Origin of the sequence: Desulfovibrio sp. 86 (assembly GCF_902702915.1) — a bacterium.
Classification (GTDB): Bacteria; Desulfobacterota; Desulfovibrionia; order Desulfovibrionales; family Desulfovibrionaceae; genus Desulfovibrio.
The window spans coordinates 2761668-2784101 of sequence record NZ_LR738849.1 but is presented as its reverse complement, the minus strand read 5'-3'; the positions used below and the strand labels follow the sequence as shown (position 1 = coordinate 2784101).

Annotated in this window: 17 protein-coding genes; 10 read left to right on the top strand and 7 right to left on the bottom strand. The window is 57.1% G+C overall.

Going from position 1 to position 22434, the window contains the following annotated elements:
• Positions 1–186: 186 nt before the first annotated feature.
• Positions 187–1473: an MFS transporter gene (locus DESU86_RS11385; RefSeq protein WP_179981150.1), complete on the top strand. Its 1287-nt coding sequence runs from the start codon at positions 187–189 to the stop codon at positions 1471–1473.
• A gap of 155 nt (positions 1474–1628) precedes the next feature.
• Here DESU86_RS11385 and DESU86_RS11380 read toward each other — a convergent pair whose 3' ends face one another.
• Positions 1629–3683 carry a sigma 54-interacting transcriptional regulator gene (locus DESU86_RS11380; protein WP_179981149.1) on the bottom strand — a complete coding sequence of 685 codons (2055 nt, stop codon included), beginning with the start codon at positions 3681–3683 and terminating at the stop codon, positions 1629–1631.
• Positions 3684–3933: 250 nt separating this feature from the next.
• Here DESU86_RS11380 and DESU86_RS11375 point away from each other — a divergent pair, with 250 nt between their 5' ends.
• The 9 genes from DESU86_RS11375 to DESU86_RS11335 all read left to right on the top strand — a co-directional run bounded on the left by DESU86_RS11375 (position 3934) and on the right by DESU86_RS11335 (position 13609).
• Positions 3934–4839 (top strand): phosphate acyltransferase, encoded by a 906-nt coding sequence (locus DESU86_RS11375; RefSeq protein ID WP_179981148.1) that lies wholly within the window; start codon positions 3934–3936, stop codon positions 4837–4839.
• A 214-nt stretch (positions 4840–5053) separates the two neighbouring features.
• Complete coding sequence (buk, locus tag DESU86_RS11370; protein ID WP_179981147.1) at positions 5054–6127, top strand: butyrate kinase; 1074 nt, start codon at positions 5054–5056, stop codon at positions 6125–6127.
• A gap of 454 nt (positions 6128–6581) precedes the next feature.
• Positions 6582–7706: a 2-oxoacid:acceptor oxidoreductase subunit alpha gene (locus DESU86_RS11365; RefSeq protein WP_179981146.1), complete on the top strand. Its 1125-nt coding sequence runs from the start codon at positions 6582–6584 to the stop codon at positions 7704–7706.
• A 19-nt stretch (positions 7707–7725) separates the two neighbouring features.
• Positions 7726–8556 (top strand): thiamine pyrophosphate-dependent enzyme, encoded by an 831-nt coding sequence (locus DESU86_RS11360; RefSeq protein WP_179981145.1) that lies wholly within the window; start codon positions 7726–7728, stop codon positions 8554–8556.
• A 1-nt stretch (position 8557) separates the two neighbouring features.
• Complete coding sequence (locus DESU86_RS11355) at positions 8558–9082, top strand: 2-oxoacid:acceptor oxidoreductase family protein (RefSeq protein ID WP_179981144.1); 525 nt, start codon at positions 8558–8560, stop codon at positions 9080–9082.
• Positions 9083–9136: 54 nt separating this feature from the next.
• Complete coding sequence (locus tag DESU86_RS11350) at positions 9137–9367, top strand: 4Fe-4S dicluster domain-containing protein (RefSeq protein ID WP_232088348.1); 231 nt, start codon at positions 9137–9139, stop codon at positions 9365–9367.
• A gap of 63 nt (positions 9368–9430) precedes the next feature.
• Positions 9431–10825 carry an FAD-binding oxidoreductase gene (locus DESU86_RS11345; RefSeq protein ID WP_179981143.1) on the top strand — a complete coding sequence of 465 codons (1395 nt, stop codon included), beginning with the start codon at positions 9431–9433 and terminating at the stop codon, positions 10823–10825.
• Positions 10818–12101, top strand: coding sequence for a (Fe-S)-binding protein (locus DESU86_RS11340; RefSeq protein WP_179981142.1), 1284 nt, complete (start codon positions 10818–10820; stop codon positions 12099–12101). Before DESU86_RS11345 ends, DESU86_RS11340 begins: the two co-directional genes overlap by 8 nt.
• Before the next feature lie 167 nt (positions 12102–12268).
• Positions 12269–13609 carry a Na+/H+ antiporter NhaC family protein gene (locus tag DESU86_RS11335; protein ID WP_232088347.1) on the top strand — a complete coding sequence of 447 codons (1341 nt, stop codon included), beginning with the start codon at positions 12269–12271 and terminating at the stop codon, positions 13607–13609.
• Positions 13610–13963: 354 nt separating this feature from the next.
• Here DESU86_RS11335 and DESU86_RS11330 read toward each other — a convergent pair whose 3' ends face one another.
• The 6 genes from DESU86_RS11330 to DESU86_RS11305 form a co-directional block, all read right to left on the bottom strand.
• The gene (locus DESU86_RS11330; protein ID WP_179981140.1) at positions 13964–15553 is read right to left on the bottom strand and encodes a bifunctional metallophosphatase/5'-nucleotidase; all 1590 of its coding nucleotides are present in this window, start codon (positions 15551–15553) and stop codon (positions 13964–13966) included.
• 10 nt (positions 15554–15563) lie between these two features.
• Positions 15564–16622 carry an energy transducer TonB family protein gene (locus tag DESU86_RS11325; RefSeq protein ID WP_179981139.1) on the bottom strand — a complete coding sequence of 353 codons (1059 nt, stop codon included), beginning with the start codon at positions 16620–16622 and terminating at the stop codon, positions 15564–15566.
• On the bottom strand, positions 16619–17377 hold the full coding sequence (locus DESU86_RS11320; RefSeq protein WP_179981138.1) for an ABC transporter ATP-binding protein: 759 nt from the start codon (positions 17375–17377) through the stop codon (positions 16619–16621). Before DESU86_RS11320 ends, DESU86_RS11325 begins: the two co-directional genes overlap by 4 nt.
• On the bottom strand, positions 17374–18381 hold the full coding sequence (locus DESU86_RS11315; RefSeq protein ID WP_179981137.1) for a FecCD family ABC transporter permease: 1008 nt from the start codon (positions 18379–18381) through the stop codon (positions 17374–17376). Before DESU86_RS11315 ends, DESU86_RS11320 begins: the two co-directional genes overlap by 4 nt.
• Positions 18368–19498: an ABC transporter substrate-binding protein gene (locus DESU86_RS11310; RefSeq protein WP_179981136.1), complete on the bottom strand. Its 1131-nt coding sequence runs from the start codon at positions 19496–19498 to the stop codon at positions 18368–18370. The genes DESU86_RS11315 and DESU86_RS11310 overlap by 14 nt, the downstream gene beginning before the upstream one ends.
• Before the next feature lie 268 nt (positions 19499–19766).
• Positions 19767–21731, bottom strand: coding sequence for a TonB-dependent receptor (locus tag DESU86_RS11305; RefSeq protein ID WP_179981135.1), 1965 nt, complete (start codon positions 21729–21731; stop codon positions 19767–19769).
• Positions 21732–22434: the final 703 nt, after the last annotated feature.

The following is a 22434-nucleotide window of genomic DNA, read 5'->3' as shown; positions in this document are numbered from 1 at the left end:
GGCCACAAAAAATAACTTGCGACATCAGGCATTTTCCGGTTCCCTTTACAGCGCTGGTCAGGGCAACACATATATACGCGGCGCGGGCTCCCTGAAAATGGCATTATATTTGCTCTTGCCTGCTCAACCGGACATGCCGCCGTTTGGCCGCGCGGTTTCCCCTTACAGCCAACCAAGGAGCTCCCAGTGCGCGCGCAGACAGTTGCAATGTGCGAGCGCCCGACCAAGCGACGGTTTGTGCTTATCGTCGTTTTGCTCATCACCATCATGGTGGCGTATTTTGATCGGGTGAATATTTCTATTCTCATCGCCGATGAGCATTTTTTGAAGGCCATGGGCATCGCTGACCATCCTTCAAAAGCTGGCCTGCTCATGACTGTTTTTCTGATCGCATACGGACTGGGCAATGTTTTTTTGAGTTCGCTGGGTGACTATCTTGGGCCGCGACGCGCCATGCTGCTGGCGGTTGTTACCTGGGGCATAGCCATGTTTATGGGCGGCATAGCCCCCACGCTTGCGGTTATGCTCTTGTCGCGTTTTCTTCTGGGCATTGGTGAAGGCATCCACTTTCCCATGCAGAGCACCTACGTCAAGGCTTGGTTTCCCAAAAAGGAGCGCGCCAAGGCCAATGCCTCATGGTTTATCGGCACGTCGCTGGCTCCGGCTGTCGCCATGCCTTTTTTTTCATGGCTGGTGCCGCATACCAGTTGGCACATCAGCTTTTTTACCTGTACAGTTGTGGGTTTTGTGCCCCTGTACCTTATCTGGCGCTTTGCCCCAGATACGCCCAGACAGTGCAAATTCACCAATTTGGCCGAAATAACCTACATCGAGAATGGCCAGGAGGGCGAGACCACACCTGGCCCCAAGCCTGCCTTCAAGACCCTGCTGCGGGAGAACCTGCACCTGCTCAAGGGCAACCCGCTGTTCTGGATGCTTGTCATCTACTATTCCGTCCACAATATCGTATACTGGGGGCTGCTCACATGGCTGCCAGCCTACCTTAAAAGCGCCAGGGGATTCTCCTGGAGCGAAATGGGCGTCCTGGCCTCGCTGCCGTTCATCCTTTCCATAGCCTGCAAGCTGTTTGCCGGTTGGGCCTCCGACATTGTCGGCAGACGAGCCCCCTTCTGCATTGTGGCCTCGCTGGGCGCGGCGCTGGGGCTCTACCTGTCCGCGCAGACAAGCAACAACATGCTTGCGGCCATCAGCATCTGCTTTGGCATGGGCGTGCTCACCCTTGGCGCGCCCATGACCTTTACCATGTTGCAGGAAATGGTGCCCGCAAAAGCCATTTCTCTTGGGGCAGGCATCATGAACGGTCTGAGCTTTTTGTGCGCCTCCAGCGGCCCGTTGATTATGGGATTTTCCATGAGTGCCAGCGGCAGCTTTTCCGGCGCTCTTTACGTTCTGATGTGCATTGCGCTTATTGGAACCGCAGCCTCGCTGGTTCTGGTCCTGCGCAAGTACTGACGTTTTCCTTTTTCCTCACCCCACCCCACAGGCGCGGGGCCCGGCAAAGGTAGGGCCGGGTCCCGCAACTTTTACCCCGCAGTGGCTGCACGCAGTCGCGCCAGCCATATGCCCGCGCCACGCCCTCGCAAAAAACACGAAGGCCCTCGCGTCTGTCATTCAGCCCCCTGGCGCAAAAAATCCAGTCCCTTGTCGGTCAGTACGGTTCCCCGGCCGTTGCTTGAAATGGTAAACCCCCGTTCACGCAGGCGATCCAACCGTGTTTTGATCTGCTGGGCGCTTAATTCAAGGCCCAGATCGCGCAGCCTTTTTTGTATGGAGCTGCGGCCCATGAGCAGCCCCGCCTCCCGCGCCTTGCGCAGCACTTCCAGAATGTGCAGGATGTCGCCGCCCATGGCGCTGCTGCGGAAATACTGGATGGCTGTGCCTCCGGCTTCAGAGGCGGCAACGCTTGCGGGCAATTCTTCACGCCGGGCGGCCCTGCCGGGGCGACTGAACATTTGGGCCAGTTCATCCGCCAGTACGGGGGTGCTGTCGTACATGACAGAAATATATTCCGCGATGTTTTTCAGCTCCCGGATGTTGCCCGGCCAGTCATACCCTTCAAGCAGAGACAGCATTTCAGGCGTAATAACATCGGATGGAACACTTTTGCGCTCCAGAAACGTGCGGAGCAACAAGTCCACATCTCCTGTTCTGTGCCGCAACGGGGGCACCCTGATATTGATAACATTAAGCCTGTAATACAAATCCTCACGAAAATTGCCCAGCGTCATTTCTTTGTGCAGATCCTTGTTGGTGGCAGCAATAACCCGCACGTTTACGGGAATGATGGTGTTGCCGGCAATGCGCATGACTTCTCTTTCCTGCAGTACTCGCAGCAGCTTTATTTGCGTTGAAAGCGGCGCATCGCCCAGCTCGTCCAAAAAGAGCGTACCCCCGTCGGCGGCCTCAAAAAGCCCCTTTTTACCTCCCTTGCGGGCGCCGGTAAACGCGCCATCCTCGTAACCGAACAGCTCGCTCTCAAGCAGCGTTTCCGACAGGGCCGCACAGTTGATGGCCACAAAGGGATACGCCTTGCGCAGCGAGGCATTATGAATGGATTGCGCCAGCAACTCCTTGCCAGTGCCCGATTCGCCTGTGATCAAAATCGTGGCGTCGCGTTGCGACACACGTTGCGCCAGGGCAATGGTTCTGGCCATGGCCGAACTTTTATACAAAATGTTTTTAAAGCGGAACTTGGCAGCGTTATCCTGAACTTTTTTAAATTTTTTGTATTCCTTGTCTATGGATGCAACGCGGTTTACGTCCTTGAGCGTGATCAGAAAGATATATTCATCCTCGCTCAGCGGGAGTTTTTTTACTTCAAAATATATGGTGGTATTGCCGCGCACGATAAAGCTGCTGCCCGGCTCAAGAATATCGGCGCTCAAGCCGAGATCGCACACGTTTTTGGCGTCGAGCTGCGCTTCATGCAAAATAAGCCGGGCGGCACTGTTGGAAAACGTGATGCGCCCGCTTTTGCTGGCGATGATGGCCCCATCTTCAAAGGCGGAGAGCACCATGTTCATCTGCCGTTGCATGAGCATGCGCTTTTTGAATTTAATGGACAAATTGGACGAAAGCGTCACCAGGTACTTCACATAACGCTCATAGATCATTGATTCGCCCATCCTGCCGCCTGTCATATGAAAGATGACCTGGGCAATGCTCATCAGGCTGACCAGCCGCGTTCCCAAATTGATAATTTGGGGAATCCCCTGCGGCACCAGCGCCTCCTCATTGGGCGTAACGGCATACTCATACTGCTTGTCGGGCACAGTCCCAGGCATATGGGCGGTAAAATGCAGGTGTCTGAAGCCCAGGGCGTTGAGCTCATCCACCACCTCAATGGCGTTTTTGTAAAGATTGTTGACCACAAGCACTTCCGAACCAGGCGGTATGGAAAATATCCTGCGCAGGGCCTTGGGGTTGATGACCCGCTTGGCGATAAAAACGGTGCAGGTTTCGGGCACGTGGTCAATGATGAGATCCCTGACCACCGGCGCGGAGAGCAGCACAACCTTTTCAGGGTGTTCGGCCAGATGGGCGTATTCCTGACAGGAATAGCTGATAATTTTGAAATCATTGCCCATAAGGGCCGTAAGCTGACTGTTTATCTTGTCCCTGTTTTCAGGATCAACGGAAACGGTAACCAGTTCCAGCGCCATGCGTCTGCCCCCTGACTGTGGTCGGAATAGAGCCGTCATCCCCTGACGGTCTAAAAGACGTGTACAACCTGGTTGCAAACAGATCAAGCACAACAGCCATCACACAAGACCTTTGCGCCCCAAATCACCGACTGAGCGCGGCTTTTTGCTGTTAGTACCGATGGCCCTGGAATTGCACAACGGAAAAACAGGGAGGGTGCGGCTGACCCAAGCCGACAGCCCGCAACTGCAATCCAACTGAGGGACAGACATGATCTACCATAACTTTGATGAACTTCTCGCGCAGGCTGCGCCCCACATACGCGGCGGACGCACCCTTGCCGTGGTACGGCCTGAAGACCCCAATACCCTTGAGGCTGTTGTGGAAGCCAAAAACAAGGGCGGTCTGGAATCCATCCTGGTGGGCGACAAAAACAAGATCGCCGCCGGACTGCGCGGGCTGGGGCACGATCCGGACAGCTTTGCCATTGTGTCGGCCGATTCTGATGAAGATGCCGTGTTCACGGCTGCGGATCTTGTAAATGAAGGCAAGGCCCACGTCATCATGAAGGGGCTTATTGAAACGCCCATATTGATGAAAAATCTGTTCAAAGAACGCTGCAACTTCAGAACCGGCAAGCTTATTTCACACATCTGCTTTGTACAGATTCCGAGCTACCACAAGATAGTGGCCCTTTCAGACATCGCCCTCAACATCGCTCCTACCCTGGAACAAAAGCGTGATATTCTGGAAAACGCCGTTGACGCCATGCTGCGTATGGGCTTTGACAAACCCATGGTGGCTGTGCTTGCCGCCAATGAGCACGTCAGTGAAAAAATGCCGGAAACTGTTGACGCCGCCGCGCTCAAGACCATGAATCAGGATGGCGTAATCAAGAACTGCGTGGTCGAAGGCCCCCTGTCCTACGACCTGGCCATCAGCCCCAAGGTTGCCGCCATCAAAAAATGCACGAGCCCTGTTCCCGGCAATGTGGACCTCATGATCATGCCCAATATTTCGGCAGGCAATATCTTGCTTAAATCCCTGGTCTATTCCGCCGGAGCTCACCGCGCGGGCATAGTGGTGGGCGGGCGCGTGCCCATGGTGCTGCCCTCGCGGGCCGCAGTGGCCGAAGACAAATATCTGCCCATGCTTTTGGCCGCTGCCGCCGGCTAGAGCATTTTCGCATTGAGAATATCTATTCTCAATGCTTTCAGGACGCCCGCTCCGGCGTTTAACCGCGCAGATAAACTGCGCTTACGCCTCCACGGCGGGCGCCTGCTCCCGCATCCGCCAGAGCAACTTCAAGCGGCAGCCGCTGGGTGACGAAGAAGCCTTACGGATGGCGGCAGCATCGCTAGAGAAATTGCTCTAACCCCAGAGGAACACCATGACGGACGTACAAAACATACTGGTTATCAATCCCGGCTCCACGACCACCAAGATTGCGGTTTTTGAAAACGAAACCGAGCTGTTCAACGCCAACATCCCCCACGATGTGCAGGAGCTTTCCGCATTCAAAACCATTGCCGAGCAGCTTCCTCTGCGCAAAAAGAGTATTGAGGACTGCCTGCGGCAAAAAGGTTTTGACCTCAAACAGCTTACCGCCGTAGCCGGACGCGGCGGCGGCGGCCTGCCGCCCGTAAAAAAGGGCGCCTACCTCGTCAACGAAAAGATGGTGGATCAGCTGGTAAACCACAACTTTTCAGAGCACGCCTCTAACCTGGGAGCCCTGCTGGCCTACGCCTTCAGCCGCGAGATAGACGGCATACCCGCCTTTATCTACGACTGCGTCGCAGTGGATGAGCTCTCCGACCTCGCCCGCCTTTCAGGCTTGCCGGAGCTGCCCCGCGTGGCGCGCTGCCATGTGCTGAACATGCGCGCCATGGCCTTGGAGGCCGCAAAAAATCTGGGCAAAAAGCTGACGGACTGCAACGTTATTGTAAGCCACCTGGGCAGCGGCATCACATCCTCTGTAATCACCCACGGGGTTATGGAGGACATTGTGGCCGACGATGAGGGCGCCTACTCGCCGGAACGTGCCGGACGCGTACAGTGCCGCAAGCTTATCGACCTTTGTTTTTCGGGCAAGCACGACCGTTTTTCCATGACCCGCCGGGTCAAGGGCCAGGGCGGCCTGATGGCCTATCTGGGCACGGCCAGCGCTCTCGAAGTGGAGGCCCGCATCGCCAAGGGCGATGCCGAGGCCAGACTGGTCTACGAAGGTATGGCCTATCAGACGGCCAAGGACATCTGCTCATTGGCTTCAGTGGTATGCGGCAAGGTGGACGCCGTGGTGCTGACCGGCGCTGTTGCGTATTCCCAGATGTTTACCCATTGGATCACCGAGCGCGTGCGCTTTGTGGCTCCGGTCATGGTTTTGCCCGGCGAGCATGAATTGAAGGCCCTGGCTCTGGGCGCGTTGCGCGTTTTGCGGGGCGAGGAGCAGGCCAACCTGTTTTAGAGCATTTACACTTTTTCAAAGTTAAAAAGCTCTAACGCTGCACGAAAGTGCAGCGCGCCACAACGCGACGACTTCCCTGCCGTTGAAAAAAGCGGAACGCCCATGGCATGGGTGTTCCGCTTTTTTTGCGCCCAGTTACGGCTCAGGCGCGACGCCACTCCAGGGGAAGCTCATAATGGCATTCTACGGCGACAGCTATACGCCAGTTTCTTTGTTCAAACTGCCGCCTGGTTAAAACCAGGTTAGAAGCCACAGCAAGCCTGGTTATACGCCAGCCCCTCCCCCCACCCCACCTGGGGAATATACATGAAAAATAAATCATATCATATGATTATAGATATTTTACGCAACAACGAACATATGGGCATCCTTTTTGCTTTTCCCCTTGCAAGCGCCGCAAGCCCCACCACGAGTTTTCACTCTACGCGGCAAGGACCGAATAAGGAGTTTTGCAATGAAAGAAAATGAAAAGCTCATGCAGGGCAATGAGGCCATAGCGAGCGCCGCCCTGTATGCCGGACTGAGCTTTTACGCGGGATACCCCATCACGCCCTCAAGCGAGATCGCGGAAATCTGCGCCAAGGAACTGCCCAAAACCGGCGGCGTCTTTATGCAGCTGGAAGATGAGATTGCCAGCATGGCAGCCATCATAGGCGCGTCCGCTTCTGGCGCAAAGGCGTTGACCGCCACCAGCGGCCCCGGCTTTTCCTTGATGCAGGAGCATATCTCCGCTGCGGTCATAATGGAAACGCCCGTGGTTGTGGTAAACGTGCAGCGCCAAGGCCCCTGTGTGGGGCTGGCCACCAAGCCGGAGCAGGCCGACCTGATCCAGCTTGGCTGGGGCCGGCACGGCGACCAGGCCGTTGTGGCGCTGATCCCCGCCACCGTGGCCGAATGCTTTGAGCTGACGGTCAAGGCATTCAACATTGCCGAAAAATACCGCGTCCCCGTCATTCTCGCCCCTGACGAACAGGTCGGGCATGTCCGCGAAAACATCACTGTGCCCGCGCCAGGGGAGCTGCCTGTCATCAACCGCACAAAGCCCTCGTGCGCGCCCGAAGCTTTTGTTCCTCTTTGTTTCGAGCCCGGCGCCGTCGCCCCCATGTCCGCCTTTGGCGACGGGTACATCACCCGTATGACGGCATCCATGTCCGGTGAAGACGGCTGTTCCAACAGCGACCCCGACAACGCGAGCCGCCGTGTGGCCCAGCTGCACTCCAAGCTTGAAGCCGGGCGCAATGAAATCGTCATGATCAAAACCTACGACGTTGACGACTGCGATGTGCTCATCGTGGCCATTGGCAGCCCCGTGCGCTGTGCCCGCACCGTTGCCAAGGAGGCCCGCGCCGAAGGCAAACGCGTGGGCGTGCTTCAGATCCTGACCATGTGGCCCTTCCCCTACGAGGAGATCGCCCCTTACCTGAAAAAAGCCCGCAAGGTGATCGTGCCGGAAATGAACTATGCCGGACAGATGGCAGGGGAAGTTCTGAAGTGCATCGATGATCCCGGCAAGCTGATCAAGGTCAATACCTTCAACGGCCAGATCATCAAACCTGAAGACATCGCAAAGCATATATAGCCAACAGAGAGGACACAACATGTCTCACGCTACAGGAGAAGCCTATCTCAAGCGTTCGGGTTTGCCGCACCTGAGCTGCGCCGGTTGCGGCAACGGCATTATTGCCGGAGCGCTTATGCGGGCATTTGAAGAACTGAACATTCCTCCGGAAAAGATCGTCGTCGTGCCCGGCATCGGTTGCAGCGGCACCATAAACAGATACCTTAACACAAACTATCTCCACTCCACGCACGGGCGTGCCCTGGCCTTTGCCACCGGCATCAAGGCCGCCAACCCGGATCTGCACGTTGTGGCCTTTGTGGGCGACGGCGACGGCGCAACCATAGGCGGCAACCATCTTATCCATGCGGCCCGCCGCAACATGGGCATAACGGTCATCCTGGTCAACAACTACAACTACGGCATGACCGGAGGCCAGGCTTCCGGCACCACCCCGGCCGAGGCGCGCACCAGCACAACGCTCATGGGCAACCCGGAACGCGGGTTTGACCTTTGCTCGCTCATCACGGCGGCAGGCGGCAACTACGTAACACGCGAAACAGCCGTGGCAGGCCCCAGACTGCAAAAAAGAATCAAGGAAGCCCTGCAGAATCCCGGGTTCTCCCTGCTGGAAGTCATGAGTCCCTGCACGACGCTTTTTGGCCCGCGCAACGGCATGAAAAATCCGCAGATCATGCTCCGCTGGCTAAAGGAAAAGGCGCTTACCGAAGCCAAGTACAACGCCATGGAAGACCCTGAAGCCCAAGGCTATTTTAAGGTTGGCGTCTTCGCCGACAAGAGCAACCCCAGTTTTTCACAGCGGTACGAAACCATGCGCCAGCGCATCTTGGATGCCGCCGGAGGAAAGTAGGATGAGCAAAATGCAGGAAATCATCATGGCAGGCACAGGTGGTCAGGGTCTGGTGCTCATGTCCACCCTGCTCGCCCAGGCGGCCATGAGCGAAAACTTTAATGTCACCCAAACCCAGTCGTATGGCGTTGCCCAACGCGGAGGGTTTATCTCGACAGAACTGCTGGCGGGAAAAGAGGAAATTCTTTTCCAAGAAGTGCGCAAACCCACCTTCATTATGGCGCTGCATGGCGTTGTGGGCACTCGCTACGACGCTTCCGATGCGCCGGTGGTGTATGACAGCACACTGTTCAGCAAAGACCTGCCCAACTGGCTGGGTATTCCCTGCACAGCCATAGCCAATGAGCTTGGCGTGCCCAAGGCCGCAAATCTTGTGGCTCTGGGCGCCATGCTGGCGCTCAACCCCTTTATGGGGATGGGCAGCCTCGAAAACGTCATCAAAACAAAATTTCGCGGGGAAGTGGCCGAAAAAAACATTGCCGCCATCCGCGCCGGCAATGCTGCCGCTCTGCGCACAGCCAACTAGTGCCGCAGAAATGCGACGCACTTGCGCATCCGTACAAATCGGAGGAGGTTTACCGTGCCCGCCAAGACCAAAGAGTTTACAATCAGCATAAACGGCGAACTGTGCAAAGCCTGCGGCTACTGTGCCGAAGTCTGCCCCAAGGAAGTCTTCAGCCAGGCTGCCGCATTCAACAAGCAAGGTTACAATCCTTTTCAGGCAGCACATTCCGAGAACTGTGTGGGCTGTCTGACCTGCATTGCCCTGTGCCCCGAATTCGCCATCAGCGTGACTGGAGCTGACGACTGACGCAACCGGGCTGCCGGGGTCGATGCCTCCGGCAGCCATAACATCATATTGCAGGAGCAGTTCATGCAAGACGCGCAGATTATTAAAGCTGTTTCAGATATAGTAGGCTCGGAAAATGTCGTTTCAGACAAAGAAGAACTGGTCTGTTATCTTTTTAACGCTCGCTCGCGCGAGCTGTCGCCCAACCTGCCGGTTCTGGCAGTGCAGCCCCACACCAGCGCGGAAGTATCGCAGATAATGCGTCTTGCCTATGAACACGCCATACCCGTCATCCCGCGCGGTCAGGGCTCTTGCCTCAGCGACAACACCACCATCGACATGCCGGGAACCATCATTCTTTCTCTGACGCACTTCAAAAAAATTGACATCGACCCCGCCACCCTCACTGCGGTTGTAGGGCCGGGCGCAGTTACGGCCGACATCAAAAAAATCGCCGCAACCCATGGCCTGTTTTACCCGCCCGACCCCGCCTCTTTCGCCTATTCCACCATTGGCGGCAATGTGGCTACCGACGCCGGGGGACTGCAGTGCGTCAAATACGGCACCACAAAGAGCTATGTGGCAGGGCTTGAGGTGGTGCTGCCTACGGGGGACATCATCCACTGCGGCAGCAAGTGCATCAAGGACGTCACCGGATACAACCTTACCCAGCTTTTTACGGGCTCAGAGGGAACCCTTGGCGTTATTACGGAAATAATCCTGAAGCTTATCCCGCTGCCTGAAGGCAAAAAAGCCATGCTGGCCGCGTTTGCCGATGTGGACAAGGCCGCCCACGCCATTTCTGAAATTATGGTCAGCGGCGTGGTGCCTTCCATTATGGAATTTATGGACAACACGCTCATCCGCGCGGTGGAGGAGGCCACACATCAGGGCTTTCCCGTGGATGCCGCTGCCATGCTGCTTATAGAGGTGGACGGCTACAACAATACCCTGGATGCGCAGGCGGAAAAAATCCGTACCGTGTGCGAACGCCTGGGCGCTGTGCAGATACGCATTGCCGCCACCGCAGAAGAGGCCGCACATATCTGGACGGCGCGCCGCATGAGTCTGAGCGCCCTGTACAAAAAAGCCCGCTCGCGCCTCAGCGGCGACCCCGCCGCCCCAATCAACCGTCTGGCGGATGTATTGCGCAAGCTTGAAGAATTGGGAAAGAAGCACAACATCGTGACCGGCTGCTATGGGCACGCTGGCGACGGCAACGTACACCCCTGCATTTTGTTCAACACCGATGAGGAGCACCAGCGTGCCGTACAGCTGCGCGGAGAATTCCACGAATATATCATATCCATCGGCGGCACCGTTTCCGCTGAACATGGCGTCGGGCACGAAAAAATCCACTACCTGGAGCGGCAGCTCGGCAAGGCCCAGCTTCATTGCCTCATCAGCATAAAAAAGGCCATTGACCCCAAAAACATCATGAACCCTGGCTGTATATTCGGGGAGTATATTCATGGTTAGCGCATCAGAGCTTGAAAACATCAGAAAAGCGGCATCGGCATGCACATACTGCGGCGCCTGCCAGGCTGTCTGCCCTGTTTTCGACAAGGTCGGAGCAGAGGCGGCCTGCTCGCGTGGCAGATTGCTGCAACTGTGTATTATGGCTGAAGGGGGTATTGAACCCAACGCCAACCTGGCAGAATCCATAACCCGCTGCGCCCTTTGCAAAGCCTGCGAAACAGCCTGCAGCTCCAATATCCGCACCACTGAATTGTTTATGCGCTTCCGTCGCGCTGTGGCAGACCATACCCCCCTGCCCCTTGCCAAACGCATAGCCTTCACGGCACTGGGGTACCGGCGTATTTTTGATTTTTGCCTGCGCATGGGAGCACCGTTTCAAAAATTGCTGTTCAAAGACGCGCTTGAAGGGCCGGGCAGCTTTTCACGCCTGCCCATCCCTGCGGCAGGACTGAACAAACGTCGCCTTATTCCCAAACTTTCTTCTCGGCCCCTGCGTTCGCGGGTCACTCCCCTGACGGCCCCGCGTGGCGCAAAAAAAATGCGCGTGGCCTTTTTTCCAGGCTGCATGCTGACCTATGTTTATCCGGAGGCAGGCCGTGCCGTGGTTAACGTGCTGGCGGCCCTGGGCATGGAGGTTGTGCTGCCCAATGCCATCGGCTGCTGCGGCACGCCCGCCATAACCTCCGGCGACTTTGCCGCCGGGCGGACGCTGGCGGAAATGAACGTTAAAGCTCTGGCGGCCGCGGGCGTGGAGGCCGTCATCACCGCCTGCGCTACCTGCGGCACGGCGCTGAACCACGAATACGGCATGGTGCTTGATGACAGCCCCTACCGCGAATCATGGGAGCGCCTCAAGGAGCATGTCTACGATTTTTCTGATTTTATTGTAAAATTTGGCGAAATCAAAAATCTGCTCATTATGGAGAGGTCCGTCACCTATCATGACCCCTGCCATCTGGTCAGGGGCATGGGCGTTTCGGCGCAACCACGGCAATTGCTCACCGCCATTCCCGGCCTTGAGCTGCGTGAAATGAAAAATGCCGACCGCTGCTGCGGTTGCGCAGGTACTTTCAGCGCTGTGCACTATGATCTCTCGCGCGAGATTAACGACGACAAAATAGCCAATATTCGGACTACAGAGGCGGAAATTGTGGCCACGGGGTGCTCTGCCTGCCGCATGCACATAGAAGACGGCCTTTCCCGCAACGGACTCTCCAACGTCCGTGTTCTGCATACAGCCCAGATCATCGCCAAGGCGATGGGGTGCGCCAATTGATGCACGCGGGCCGCCCCTGCCGATGGCAGGGGCGGCCCGCGTACTTGCCCTCAGGACTTCAGTAAGGCATCATTCTTTTTCGTTCTAATGCCAGTATGTTTGTGCCACTGCGTACACGCATTGGTTGCGGTGAAGTCTTTTTCCGTTTAACACCTGCACCAACCACTATGATCTACAGCGCAGCCATACTTTTTACAGCCATACTTTTTATCAGCATACGACTGGAAATATGGATTGCCTGCCCGCTGCTGGCCGGGCTGGCCTTCTCTGCGGCCCTGGCCTGCAAACAAGGGACGCCGTGCAACACAGTCGCGCGCCATGCCTTTGAAGGCGCGCGCAATTCATTTGCCGTGGCGGAAACGCTGCTCTACGTGGGCGCGCTCACAGCGGCATGGCGCGAATCGGGCACCATTGCCTATCTTGTCTATCACGGCCTGCTTTTTCTTTCGCCCCCGCTGCTTTTGCCGGGTTCGTTCATTCTTTCCGCCATTATCTCCATGCTCATCGGCACGTCTGTGGGCACCATCAGCGTGCTTGGCATACCCATCATGATCATTGCCAGCAGCTCCGGCACGGATATGCCCATGCTTGCCGGCGCCATCATTGCCGGGGCGTATGTGGGCGACAGGGGCTCGCCCCTGTCCTCCAGCGCTCAACTGGTGGCAAGCGTCACCGACACCCTGGTAGAAAACAATATGCGCCGCAATATGCGTGACGCCTTGCCGGTCATTGTCATATGCAGCCTTGCATACGGCTTGCTTTCGTGGTTCATGCCGCCAATCTCGCCGCATACCGACCTGGCGGAGCAACTTGGCGGGGCCTTCGCCCTCACGCCGGCCACGCTTGTTCCGGCCCTGGTGGTTATATTCGGGCCAACGTTCAAGATCCGCGCGCGCTATATTTTTCTTTGCAGCACCCTGACAGCCATTGTCCTTGCCACCACGCTCCAGGGCATACCGCCTGTCAAAGCACTGCACGGCATCCTGTGGGGATACGAAATCCACGGTACCGATTCACTGGCGCGGCTCTTTGCAGGCGGCGGCATCTGCTCTATGGCCGCACCCATCATTATCGTCCTGCTTTCGGCAAGCACCATCGAAATTCTGATACGCTCCGCCTTTCTGACCAGAGCAGAGCGCGGCATCGCCCTTTTGTTTCCACACCTGGGCGCATACCTGACCAACGCAGTGGTTAGCCTGGCGGCTTCGGCCATTGCCTGTAACCAGACCCTGGCAATATTATTTACCGCAAAGATTCAGCAAAAATTCTACCGCACGCCACGGGAAAAAACCGCCTTTGCCCAAATGATTTCCAACACCGCCGTATTGCTCCCGGTGCTTATCCCCTGGAACGTGGCCCTGACCTTGCCGCTTTCCATACTCGGCGCCACAACAGCAAGCATCCCCTTTATATTTTTTCCGCTTCTGATGCCGCTTTTGGGCTGGCGGTGCATCCCGCCCGTTACGCCCGCTCCCGATAATCCTGCCGATCATCGCCAAGCGCCATAACCCTTTGAGGGCACATATCTGTAATGCGCTCAACGTATCTGTAGTTGCGGACAGTATGTTTGTGAGCGTCACCGCCTGTCGGCGTGCTGCCGCAACCGCGCGGGGCAAAAAAGCAACCTGGCGGGGCTCCGCCAAAGTCCTGCCGATAGCCGCCACGAACGGTTCCGGCCTGCCTGATATGCGCCGCCCAGCCCGGTAGAGGCCGTTAGAGCATTTAACCTTTGAAAAAGTGTAAATGCCCTAACGCTGCACGAACGTGCAGCGCGCCACAACGTGGCGTTGATTCAGCCGCAGATCACATTTTTCGGCTGAATGAAAACTTTGGAATGTGAAGCATTTCAAAGTTAATCTGCTCTAGCGACTCCCAGCCTGACTGAATGCCGCCTCCGCCGATGCCTTGTCCGCGAAAACAAACAAATTCCTGCCGGTCCGCAGAGCCTCCACATCAACACCTTTCTTCAGCTGTGTTTCCAAAGCATCCACAAGGTTTCCACGATCTTTTTTCGTGGGCAGATTCATATTTCTGGCCATAAATCCATTAAGGGCCACCCGGTATTTTTTGTCCGGCTGGAGCGGAACCCCGTTCGTGAGACGCAACCCGGCCACGTGCAGGCTGTCGTCTTCATCCTGCCAGGCCCAGACATCAAGCCCGAAAAACTGCGGCAAACCACGCCCGCCGTGCCCAATGCCGCGCGTGAACACATCGGCAATCTGCTTGCCTGTCATGTCAACGGCAACAAGTCTGTCGTCAAAGGGCAAAACATCGAGCAGGTCGCGCCGGTGCACGGGCCCACCGGGCAACCCCGCGCGTATGCCGCCTGGAGTGTGCAGGGCAATGGCGGCCCCGGCAGCCTTTGCCATGCTCTCGCAAATGAGGCGGCCCAGGGGCGTGCTGTCCTTGCGCAAATGCCCGTCCTTGAAAACACTGTCGTCAGGGGATGTAAAAACAACGTCCTCAAAGCCCCGCGCGGCGTCAAGCTGTTGTATGCTGTCCGTCATGGCTTTGTCCGGCACGACGTCCGCCACGTCAGCGTACGATTTCAGGGCCATGTCGCCCTTCTTGCCGTCAAGGGTGATCACCATGAAATGCTCAAGGTAGCGTCCGCCGTTGGCGTACATTGCCCCGTAGTCGTAGGTCGGGGCCACCGCCTTGTGGCTGTGCCCGTCCGCCACAAAATCCACGTTGGGCACGGCGGCCACGTCAGGCCCGGTGATACGGCCGTCCTTGTCGCCTTTGGGTCCGGCATAGCCAAGGTGGCTCAGCACGATGACCACATCCTCAGGCCTGCCATACGGCGCAAGCGACCGCGTCAGCCGGTCAAGAACGGCCTTTTTGGTGGCCTCGGGGGTTGGCTTCAAGTCGAAGTCGTAGTCCGCCAGCGCCTGACGCAAACTGGGTTTCACCGAATATGGCGTTATGACGCCTGTGACGATGACGCGCATGCCCTGTGGATTTTTCGCTGTTTCATCATAAATGACCACAGGCTTTGTGACCATGCCGGGAGGATCGGCCCCCTTGTACGTGAGGTTTTCGGCCACGGCGTCAACCTTGCCGGGGCTGTTTTCGCGCACCAGGCGCAGCAACTCATTGCCGTAGTACAATGGGCCTTCAGACAGGGTATAATCAAAGGCGTGGTTGCCCGGCGTGAGTACGCGGTAGCCCACCTGCCCCATAAGCTTTGCCACGCTGCGCCCCTGGTCTATCAGGGCAAAGGCGCTGCCGCTGAAGGCGTCTCCCGCATCCAGGACAAACACCGTATGGCCCTCGGCCCGCGCTCCGTCGGCCACTGCCTTGAGCCTGGCATAGCCGATGTTCTTTTTTTCCGGATTGTCGGCCACGTAGCCATGAACATCATTGGTAACAAATATTTTTACATCCGCCAGAACGGGAACGGCGGAGCAAACCAGCAGAAAAAGAAAAAGCAGAGTTCTTGCGATAACCATAGCTACTTCCCTACCTCAGGCTGAACTGCACGGGCATGATCACGCGCGCCGACTCCGGCGGCGCTGCGAAGGGCGCGGCACTGCGCACCGCTTCAAGGGCGGATTCGTCCAGCAAAGAGTAACCGCTGCTTTTACTGACCGCAACGTCCCTGACCCTGCCGTCCTGCTGGATGGTAAACGACACGGTCACCATGCCCTGAATCCCCATGCGCTTGGCCTGCGGACTGTAGACCAGATACTGCCTGACACGTTTTTTGATATACTCGTAATTTCCCTTCAGATACCCGACGGAACCTCCCTGCCCGGCAGCGCTGTTTTCGCCGCCGCTTTCACCGCCCTTTTGCCCTGCCTGTCCGCCACTTTGGCCGCCAGCCTGGCCGCCAGCTTGCCCGCTGTGCCCCGCTGCCATGCCGCCTCCTTCATGGCCGAGGCCTGAAGCTTTTTCACCCTGCTGGGCCGTGTCATGGCTGGCTGGCCGCGCCTGCTCGTGCGAGGACTTTTTGACGGCGGGATTTGCGGGAGGGTTGGCGGGCTGCGGACTTGTGCGCTGGGAGGCGGCGGGCTTGTCTTTTGGAACGGGCTTTGTCGTGCGCACAGGAATAGCCGCGTCCGTCACGGGAAGAGAAGACTTGGCGGACCCGGCCGGGTCGGCCTCTGCGCGCTGCGTCACGTGATCAGCGCCAGGCACAGAAACAGGCACAGTCTCCTGAGCAGGCGTGACGGAAGGAGGCTCATGGGCCTTGGCATCAGTAGAGGATTCTGATTCGGTGGGGGAAGTGGCTGCGGTAACGGCTGCGGCATCACCAGCATGGGGCGACACAGTCCCGGAACCAGCGCCGCCCGAATCGCCCGGCAGCCCGCCCAGCAGGCTGACCGTGATATATCCGCCCGCACCTTCCCCGGAGCCCAGCGCGGGAACAGCCAGAAACCACAAGGCGGCGAGCACGACCGTATGGAGCGTCAAAGAAAGCAGAAACACCAGCACATTGCCGAAAATTACCGACTTGCCGCGCACCTGCGCGACCTGGGGCATGCCGAGGGCGGCTTCTGCAACGTCTGAATGGCTCATGGCGCACTGGTCCCGGTCAGGCGCATCCACGCTTCGGCTCTGGGCGGCAGTTCATATAGCTGGCGCACCTGATCTTCGGTGATGGTCGATGCCACAGCGCCATCCGCCACCAGTATGCCGTCTTTCAAAAGCACGGCCCGCCCGCCGAGGTAGACGGCCTGTTCCGGATGGTGCGTGGTGAGCAAGATGGCTGGCCCCGATGCGGCCAGTTCGCCAATAAGGTCAAGCAGATGAAACTGATTGCCATAATCCAGTCCCGTGACAGGTTCATCCATCACAAGCGCCCCGCAGTCCTGGGCCAGGGCGCGCGCAATCAGCACCATCTGGCGTTGCCCGCCAGAAAGCTCCAGATACGACCTGTCCGCCAGATGGGTCAGGCGCACTTTTTCCAGCGCGGCCATGGCCTGTTGGCGATCCTCGGCGGAAAAACGCAACCAGGGACTGCGCGCGGTGCGGCCCATGAGCACCACATCCAGCACCTGAAAGCCAAAAACTCCGGCATGCTGTTGCGGCACATAGGCGAGGCTGCGGGCCACACTGCGCCGTGGGATTGTTTCCAGAGGATGGCCGTCCAGCAAGATACTGCCGGGAGGAGAGGGCAAAAGACCAAGAAGCGCCCGGAGCAGCGTCGTTTTGCCGCAACCGTTGGGGCCAAGCACATTGACCACCTCGCCCCTGTCCACGCGCAGGGAAATATTTTTCAGCACCGGAGGGGCGCTGTGATAGCTGACGGTAAGATTGCGAACTTCTATCATCGTCGTTTCCAGTCGTACCACAGGCTGAAGGCAAAAAGCGGCATGCTGATGAGCGATGTGGCAATGCCCAGCGGCAGTTCCACTGTCCAGACCGAACGTATGAGCGTGTCAGTAAGCAGCACAAAAAGCGCCCCGCCAAGGGCAGACGCCGTGAGCCCCACCCTGTTGTCCGGCCCGATTATGAAGCGCATGACATGCGGGATGACCAGTCCCACCCAGTTGATGACCCCGGCCAGCACCACGGTAAGCGAACAGATCAGGGTGGCCGCGCCGATAAGGCGCAACTTCATGCCCATGCTCTGCACGCCCAGGGCGCGGGCCTCGTCGTCCCCCATGGCCAGCGCGTTCACCGCCTTGCCATTGAGGCAGATATAGGCCAGCCCGGCCAGCATGAGGGGGGCGCTCCAGGCCAGTTGGCGCGGTTCCGTGCGGGACAGCGTACCCATAAGCCAGTACACAAGTTCCGGCAGCTGGCGGTTGGGGTCGGCCACATACTGCACAAGCGACGTCAGGGCCACAAAAAACGAACTGCTCACAAGGCCGCCCACCACAAGGGCCAAAAAGCGCGCTCTGGGGTAGAGCCAGGCGAAAAAAAGCGAAAGTCCCACGCCCAGCGCGCCGCCAGCAAAGGAAAAGGCCTGCGTCAGCGGCCAGGCAGAGAAAAACACTATGCCTATGGCCGCGCCAAAAGCGGCCCCGTGCTGCACGCCCAGTATGCCCGGCGACACAAGGGGATTTTGAAACATGTTCTGGTACACCGTACCCGAAGCGGAAAGGCAGGCTCCCACCACCAGGGCCGAGCCAATGCGCGGCAGCCTCAGGTCAAAGAACAAAAAAAGCTGCCGGCTCTGTTCTTCATTCAAGGGCCGCCCCGCCCACGCGTCCAGCAGGCTGCGGCACAGATCGCCCAGGACCAGCGGGTAACGGCCCATGGGCAGGGCAAACACGATGGCCGCCAGCAAAAGCAGGCTCAGTACGAGCAGGATTTTTTTAGAATGTGCCATACGGCTCAAAAAAGTCGTTCACCTGAGCGTCATCAAGCTCCAGGTTGAAAAAAAGTTTCATAAAATGCCTGCTCTCCGCCTTGATGTCCACGGGGTAGAGGTCGGGATGCAGTTTGTTTGCAAGCCATTGCACGCCCAACAGGCGCATGTAGGTGGCGGGACGCTCCAGCCAGCTGAACGGCCCGCGCGGGATAAAATATACCTTGCCCTGGCGCACGGCGGACAGTGACGCCCATTTGGGGTCTGTGGGGATGCGACGCATGAGCGCCGGATGGAAAACCAGTATGACTTCAGGGTCATAGGCCATCAGTTGCTCAAAGGTCACGCGCAAAAAGGCTTCCTCCGCTCCGGGCGGACAGTCATGCACGCTCAGGGCCCCGGCGGCGGCAAACACCTCTGCCCGCTGCGACTTACGGCAGACGGAGGCCAGGCCGTCAGCCTCAAGGGCCACATACACCCTTGTCCATTTTTCCATGGGCAGATCCCGCATGGCCTGGGACACTTTTTCAAGCGCCTGCTCAGCATAGGCGGCCAACGCCGCCCCACGTTCCTCACGGCCAAAGGCCCGGCCCATGTCCATAAAACAGGAGGCCATGTCCGTCATGCTCGCACCGGGCACGCTGGTAACCTGCATGCCGAGGCTGGTCAGGGTCTGCTCAATGGGCAGGCGATCGTGCGGGCCCATGGACAGGTAAAAGGCTTTTTTGATGCCACTGGCCAGCAGCATTTCCCTGTCGGGGATGAAGCCCTGGCCGTACCAGCCGCCCAGCACCGGCAGATTGTGGTACCGGGCGGGAATAAATTTTTTTTCATAATCCCTGAGGGGCGTATTCCAGCCAGCCAGCAGTTCCGGCGCAAAGGCATACAGCGTGAATGTGGAAGGCGGGGTGGCGCAATAGACGCTGCGCGCATCCTTTACCTCTGCCCCGCTCTCTGACACGGCAGAAGAGCCCGCCGCAGCGCCGACGCGACACGGCATGACAAGCATGACAAACAGCACAAGCAGCCCTGAGGCAAGTAATCTCATCTGCACAGTCACCATCCTTTCGGCATGTCGCCCGGCTGCCTTCTGGTCAAGGGAGAGCCAGACCGGCGCGTTGCGCTCGACGTTGCGCATTGCGCCCCACGTTGCGGCTGCCGCTACGAACGCAGGATGCGCTTCAGCCGTCACACGCATGGCAACGGCTGAAGCGGCAGAGTTCACAGTAAGTCAAGCATATCGGAATCAACGCCAGGGAAGCACTGATTAAAGAGCCTCCTGGAAACGCGCTGGTATTTCCTTTGGCAAGGCGCGATCATTTTTGAAGCAGGAGTGGACTCTTACGTCCTCGACTGTTTCAAAAAAAGTGAAGCAAGTCCGCCAAACGGAATAAATCAGCGTTTCCCTAGAAATTGGCGCTCACGCCCACAAAATAACTCCGGCCCGGTTCCGGATAATAGGCGCTGTACGCATATTCCTGGTCAAACACGTTTTTCACGCCAGCTTCCACCGAGAAGTTCTTGTTGATGTCATACACCGCCTTGATATCCGCAGTGGCAAAGTTGGGAGACTTTCTGTACGGGAGGTTATCAGCGGAGGTATTCCAGTAAAAGCCGCTGCTGATATTGAGCTGGGGAATGATGGATAACCCTTCCAGAGGAGTGATAACACCATAAAGGGTGCTGGTTATTTCGGGAAGTTGGGCAATCTTTTCATCATTGGTGCAGTTATTCCAGCGCATGTAGTTGAACACAGCGCCCGTGCTGAAGTACTGATTGATAACGGCTTCTGCCCCTGCCTCAAAGCCATAGAATGTGGCCCTGCCGAGGTTTTCAAAAGTCACGTTCGGCTTAATCCCTTTGGACGTGATCATGTCGCTGACGTCGCTGTAGTACACGCTGGTGTTGAGCTTGAGCCAGTCGCTGACAAGGCCCTTGTAGCCAAGCTCGTAATGATAGGCGTGTTCGGGGTTCAAATCGGGATTGGCAGGAGCGTCGCCAATTCTCAAAAACCGCTCGCGCATGGTGGCGAACCGGGATTTTTTGGCAAAGGTGGCAAAAATTTCATGCTTTTCGGTAAGGTCGTAGAACGCGCCCACCTGATAGTTGAACAGGGTCTTGGTGTCGTCCAGCCCTTTTTTGTAAGAATTCATGGCATCTGTGGTATGGTCGCGGCTTTCGAGCGTCATGGGGGTCAAGGTGCTGAGGCTCGTGCCAAAAACAAGAGTCAGGCGCTCAATGGGCTTGAGGGTATATTCCGCGCCAAGGTCCCAGTAGCCCTCCGAAATATGCTCATCCAGCTTGTCGCCTATGTCGGCCTTTTTCTTTTTTTGGTTTGGCTTCAGGCCGGTATCATCAAACACAGCGTAATCATTATATTCTTTATGTGACAGGATGCGGTAACCGGCAGAAAGCGCCAGCTTATTGGCCGCGTTGAAGGCATAGTCAAAGGTCAACTGCCCGCCGACCGTGTACTGGTCGTACTTTTTATCAGCAGAGTCCCTTTTGGTCATGGTCATGTCGGTATAGCTTTCGGACTTGTCCTGATGCCAGTCGTAGTACATCACGGCCTTGAGGTGGGCCTGCCGGCTCAGATTAAAATTGGCGTTGGTATACAGGCGGCTGGTTTCATATTCCGGCCAGTACCACCAGCGCTGCAAGGGATACGCCTGCTTGCCGTCCGCCCCGCGGCGATACTCGGCGGCGTCGAAGGGTTGGCCCTTTTTAAAGTGTTGCCGCATGTAGCCCACCATAATGTCCACATCTTCACTGGGGGTCCAGCCGCCAATGATGTTGGCGCTCAGATTCTGATGGTCGGAATTTTTGCGGCGTCCCGTACCCTGGTAGGGGGAGGCGTCAAAACCTTCGGGCAGGGTGAAAAAATCCTGGTTGTCGTACACAAAGGTGCCTTTCAGGTAGTAAAGCTCCTGCCGCGTGCCTATGCTGGTGGCAGCCATACGGCCCTGATCGTGCATCCTGCGGTCAAAAAAATTCAAGTATTTCGCTGAGAATTCAAATTCTTTTTTGGGTTTTGCAGTGCGCAGGTTCACCACGCCAGCCAGGTTGTTGTTGCTTGCAAGCAGTGGTGAACTGTACCCTTTTGAGACATCTACTGACTCAAGGCCATAGGTCAGAGTGTTATTGTAATCCCACTCATTGCGGTACGCTGTGGCAATGGGGATGTCGTCAACGTACATGCCGACCTGATACCGGTTTGATCCACGTATGCCAATGGTACCTTCATTGCGGCCCCCAGATGTCTGAAGGTATACGCCCTGCACTCCCCTGAGGGCTTCCCACAGATTGATGGCCGTCTTTCTTTCCATATCTGTCTGGGTGATATGGTCAATGGTGTTTTTGGGTTCTGTCATCTCAAGCGGCGTCAATAAGACCTCTGTTGCCCCCTCCTCCTGTGCCCATGCTCCACTTGCCTGCAACAGCAGTATCGCGAGCAGGAATACCACTCCCCTACATCTCATATGCCCTCCAGTTATTGAGATAACAGAAAGATAACACCGTCAGCACCCAGGCAGTGGACAGTGCGCTTCAACAGAACATCTCCAGTGAATAAAATTTTTAGTATTACTTGAGTACAGATGGAGATTGTAAGGCGCAACTTGGTCTCGGTATTTTTAAAAACGTGAACTCACGGCTTTTTTTCACAAAACATAGTCATTAACTATGCATTTATCAGTACGAAACTATCCGAAGTAAGAGTTTAAAAATTGCGCGTAATAGTTCCAGCAGAATTTTCTGCAGTCTTCACCACAGCGCCCGAAATTTGCCCGCAGGCGCAGTGGGCCTGCCCGGCTGCAACCGGGCCGCCCAACCTGTCGCCACCGGGGCAATCGTCCCGGCAAAAACCGCCCTGCTCCCGAAAACAGCCAGACAGGCTCGGTAGATTCCATAAGCGGCCTCAAAACGTAAGCAGCCCCGACATATGATCGGGGCTGCTTACCGGGGTCACCCAAAGACCGGTGGCTGCATGGAGGATAAATAGTGAGACTGAGCCAAGGGCAAACACGGCTTCAGCCGCTGCCCGCAGGGGCAACGGCTGAAGAAGGTACAACGCTG

What these genes read in the sequence shown, in the direction of transcription:
- DESU86_RS11380 (WP_179981149.1), bottom strand. Translation starts at nt 3,683, where the DNA reads ATGGCGCTGGAACTGGTTACCGTTTCCGTTGATCCTGAAAACAGGGAC.
- DESU86_RS11375 (WP_179981148.1), top strand. Translation starts at nt 3,934, where the DNA reads ATGATCTACCATAACTTTGATGAACTTCTCGCGCAGGCTGCGCCCCAC.
- buk (WP_179981147.1), top strand. Translation starts at nt 5,054, where the DNA reads ATGACGGACGTACAAAACATACTGGTTATCAATCCCGGCTCCACGACC.
- DESU86_RS11365 (WP_179981146.1), top strand. Translation starts at nt 6,582, where the DNA reads ATGAAAGAAAATGAAAAGCTCATGCAGGGCAATGAGGCCATAGCGAGC.
- DESU86_RS11360 (WP_179981145.1), top strand. Translation starts at nt 7,726, where the DNA reads ATGTCTCACGCTACAGGAGAAGCCTATCTCAAGCGTTCGGGTTTGCCG.
- DESU86_RS11355 (WP_179981144.1), top strand. Translation starts at nt 8,558, where the DNA reads ATGAGCAAAATGCAGGAAATCATCATGGCAGGCACAGGTGGTCAGGGT.
- DESU86_RS11345 (WP_179981143.1), top strand. Translation starts at nt 9,431, where the DNA reads ATGCAAGACGCGCAGATTATTAAAGCTGTTTCAGATATAGTAGGCTCG.
- DESU86_RS11340 (WP_179981142.1), top strand. Translation starts at nt 10,818, where the DNA reads ATGGTTAGCGCATCAGAGCTTGAAAACATCAGAAAAGCGGCATCGGCA.
- DESU86_RS11335 (WP_232088347.1), top strand. Translation starts at nt 12,269, where the DNA reads ATGATCTACAGCGCAGCCATACTTTTTACAGCCATACTTTTTATCAGC.
- DESU86_RS11330 (WP_179981140.1), bottom strand. Translation starts at nt 15,553, where the DNA reads ATGGTTATCGCAAGAACTCTGCTTTTTCTTTTTCTGCTGGTTTGCTCC.
- DESU86_RS11325 (WP_179981139.1), bottom strand. Translation starts at nt 16,622, where the DNA reads ATGAGCCATTCAGACGTTGCAGAAGCCGCCCTCGGCATGCCCCAGGTC.
- DESU86_RS11320 (WP_179981138.1), bottom strand. Translation starts at nt 17,377, where the DNA reads ATGATAGAAGTTCGCAATCTTACCGTCAGCTATCACAGCGCCCCTCCG.
- DESU86_RS11315 (WP_179981137.1), bottom strand. Translation starts at nt 18,381, where the DNA reads ATGGCACATTCTAAAAAAATCCTGCTCGTACTGAGCCTGCTTTTGCTG.
- DESU86_RS11310 (WP_179981136.1), bottom strand. Translation starts at nt 19,498, where the DNA reads ATGCGCAACGTCGAGCGCAACGCGCCGGTCTGGCTCTCCCTTGACCAG.
- DESU86_RS11305 (WP_179981135.1), bottom strand. Translation starts at nt 21,731, where the DNA reads ATGACAGAACCCAAAAACACCATTGACCATATCACCCAGACAGATATG.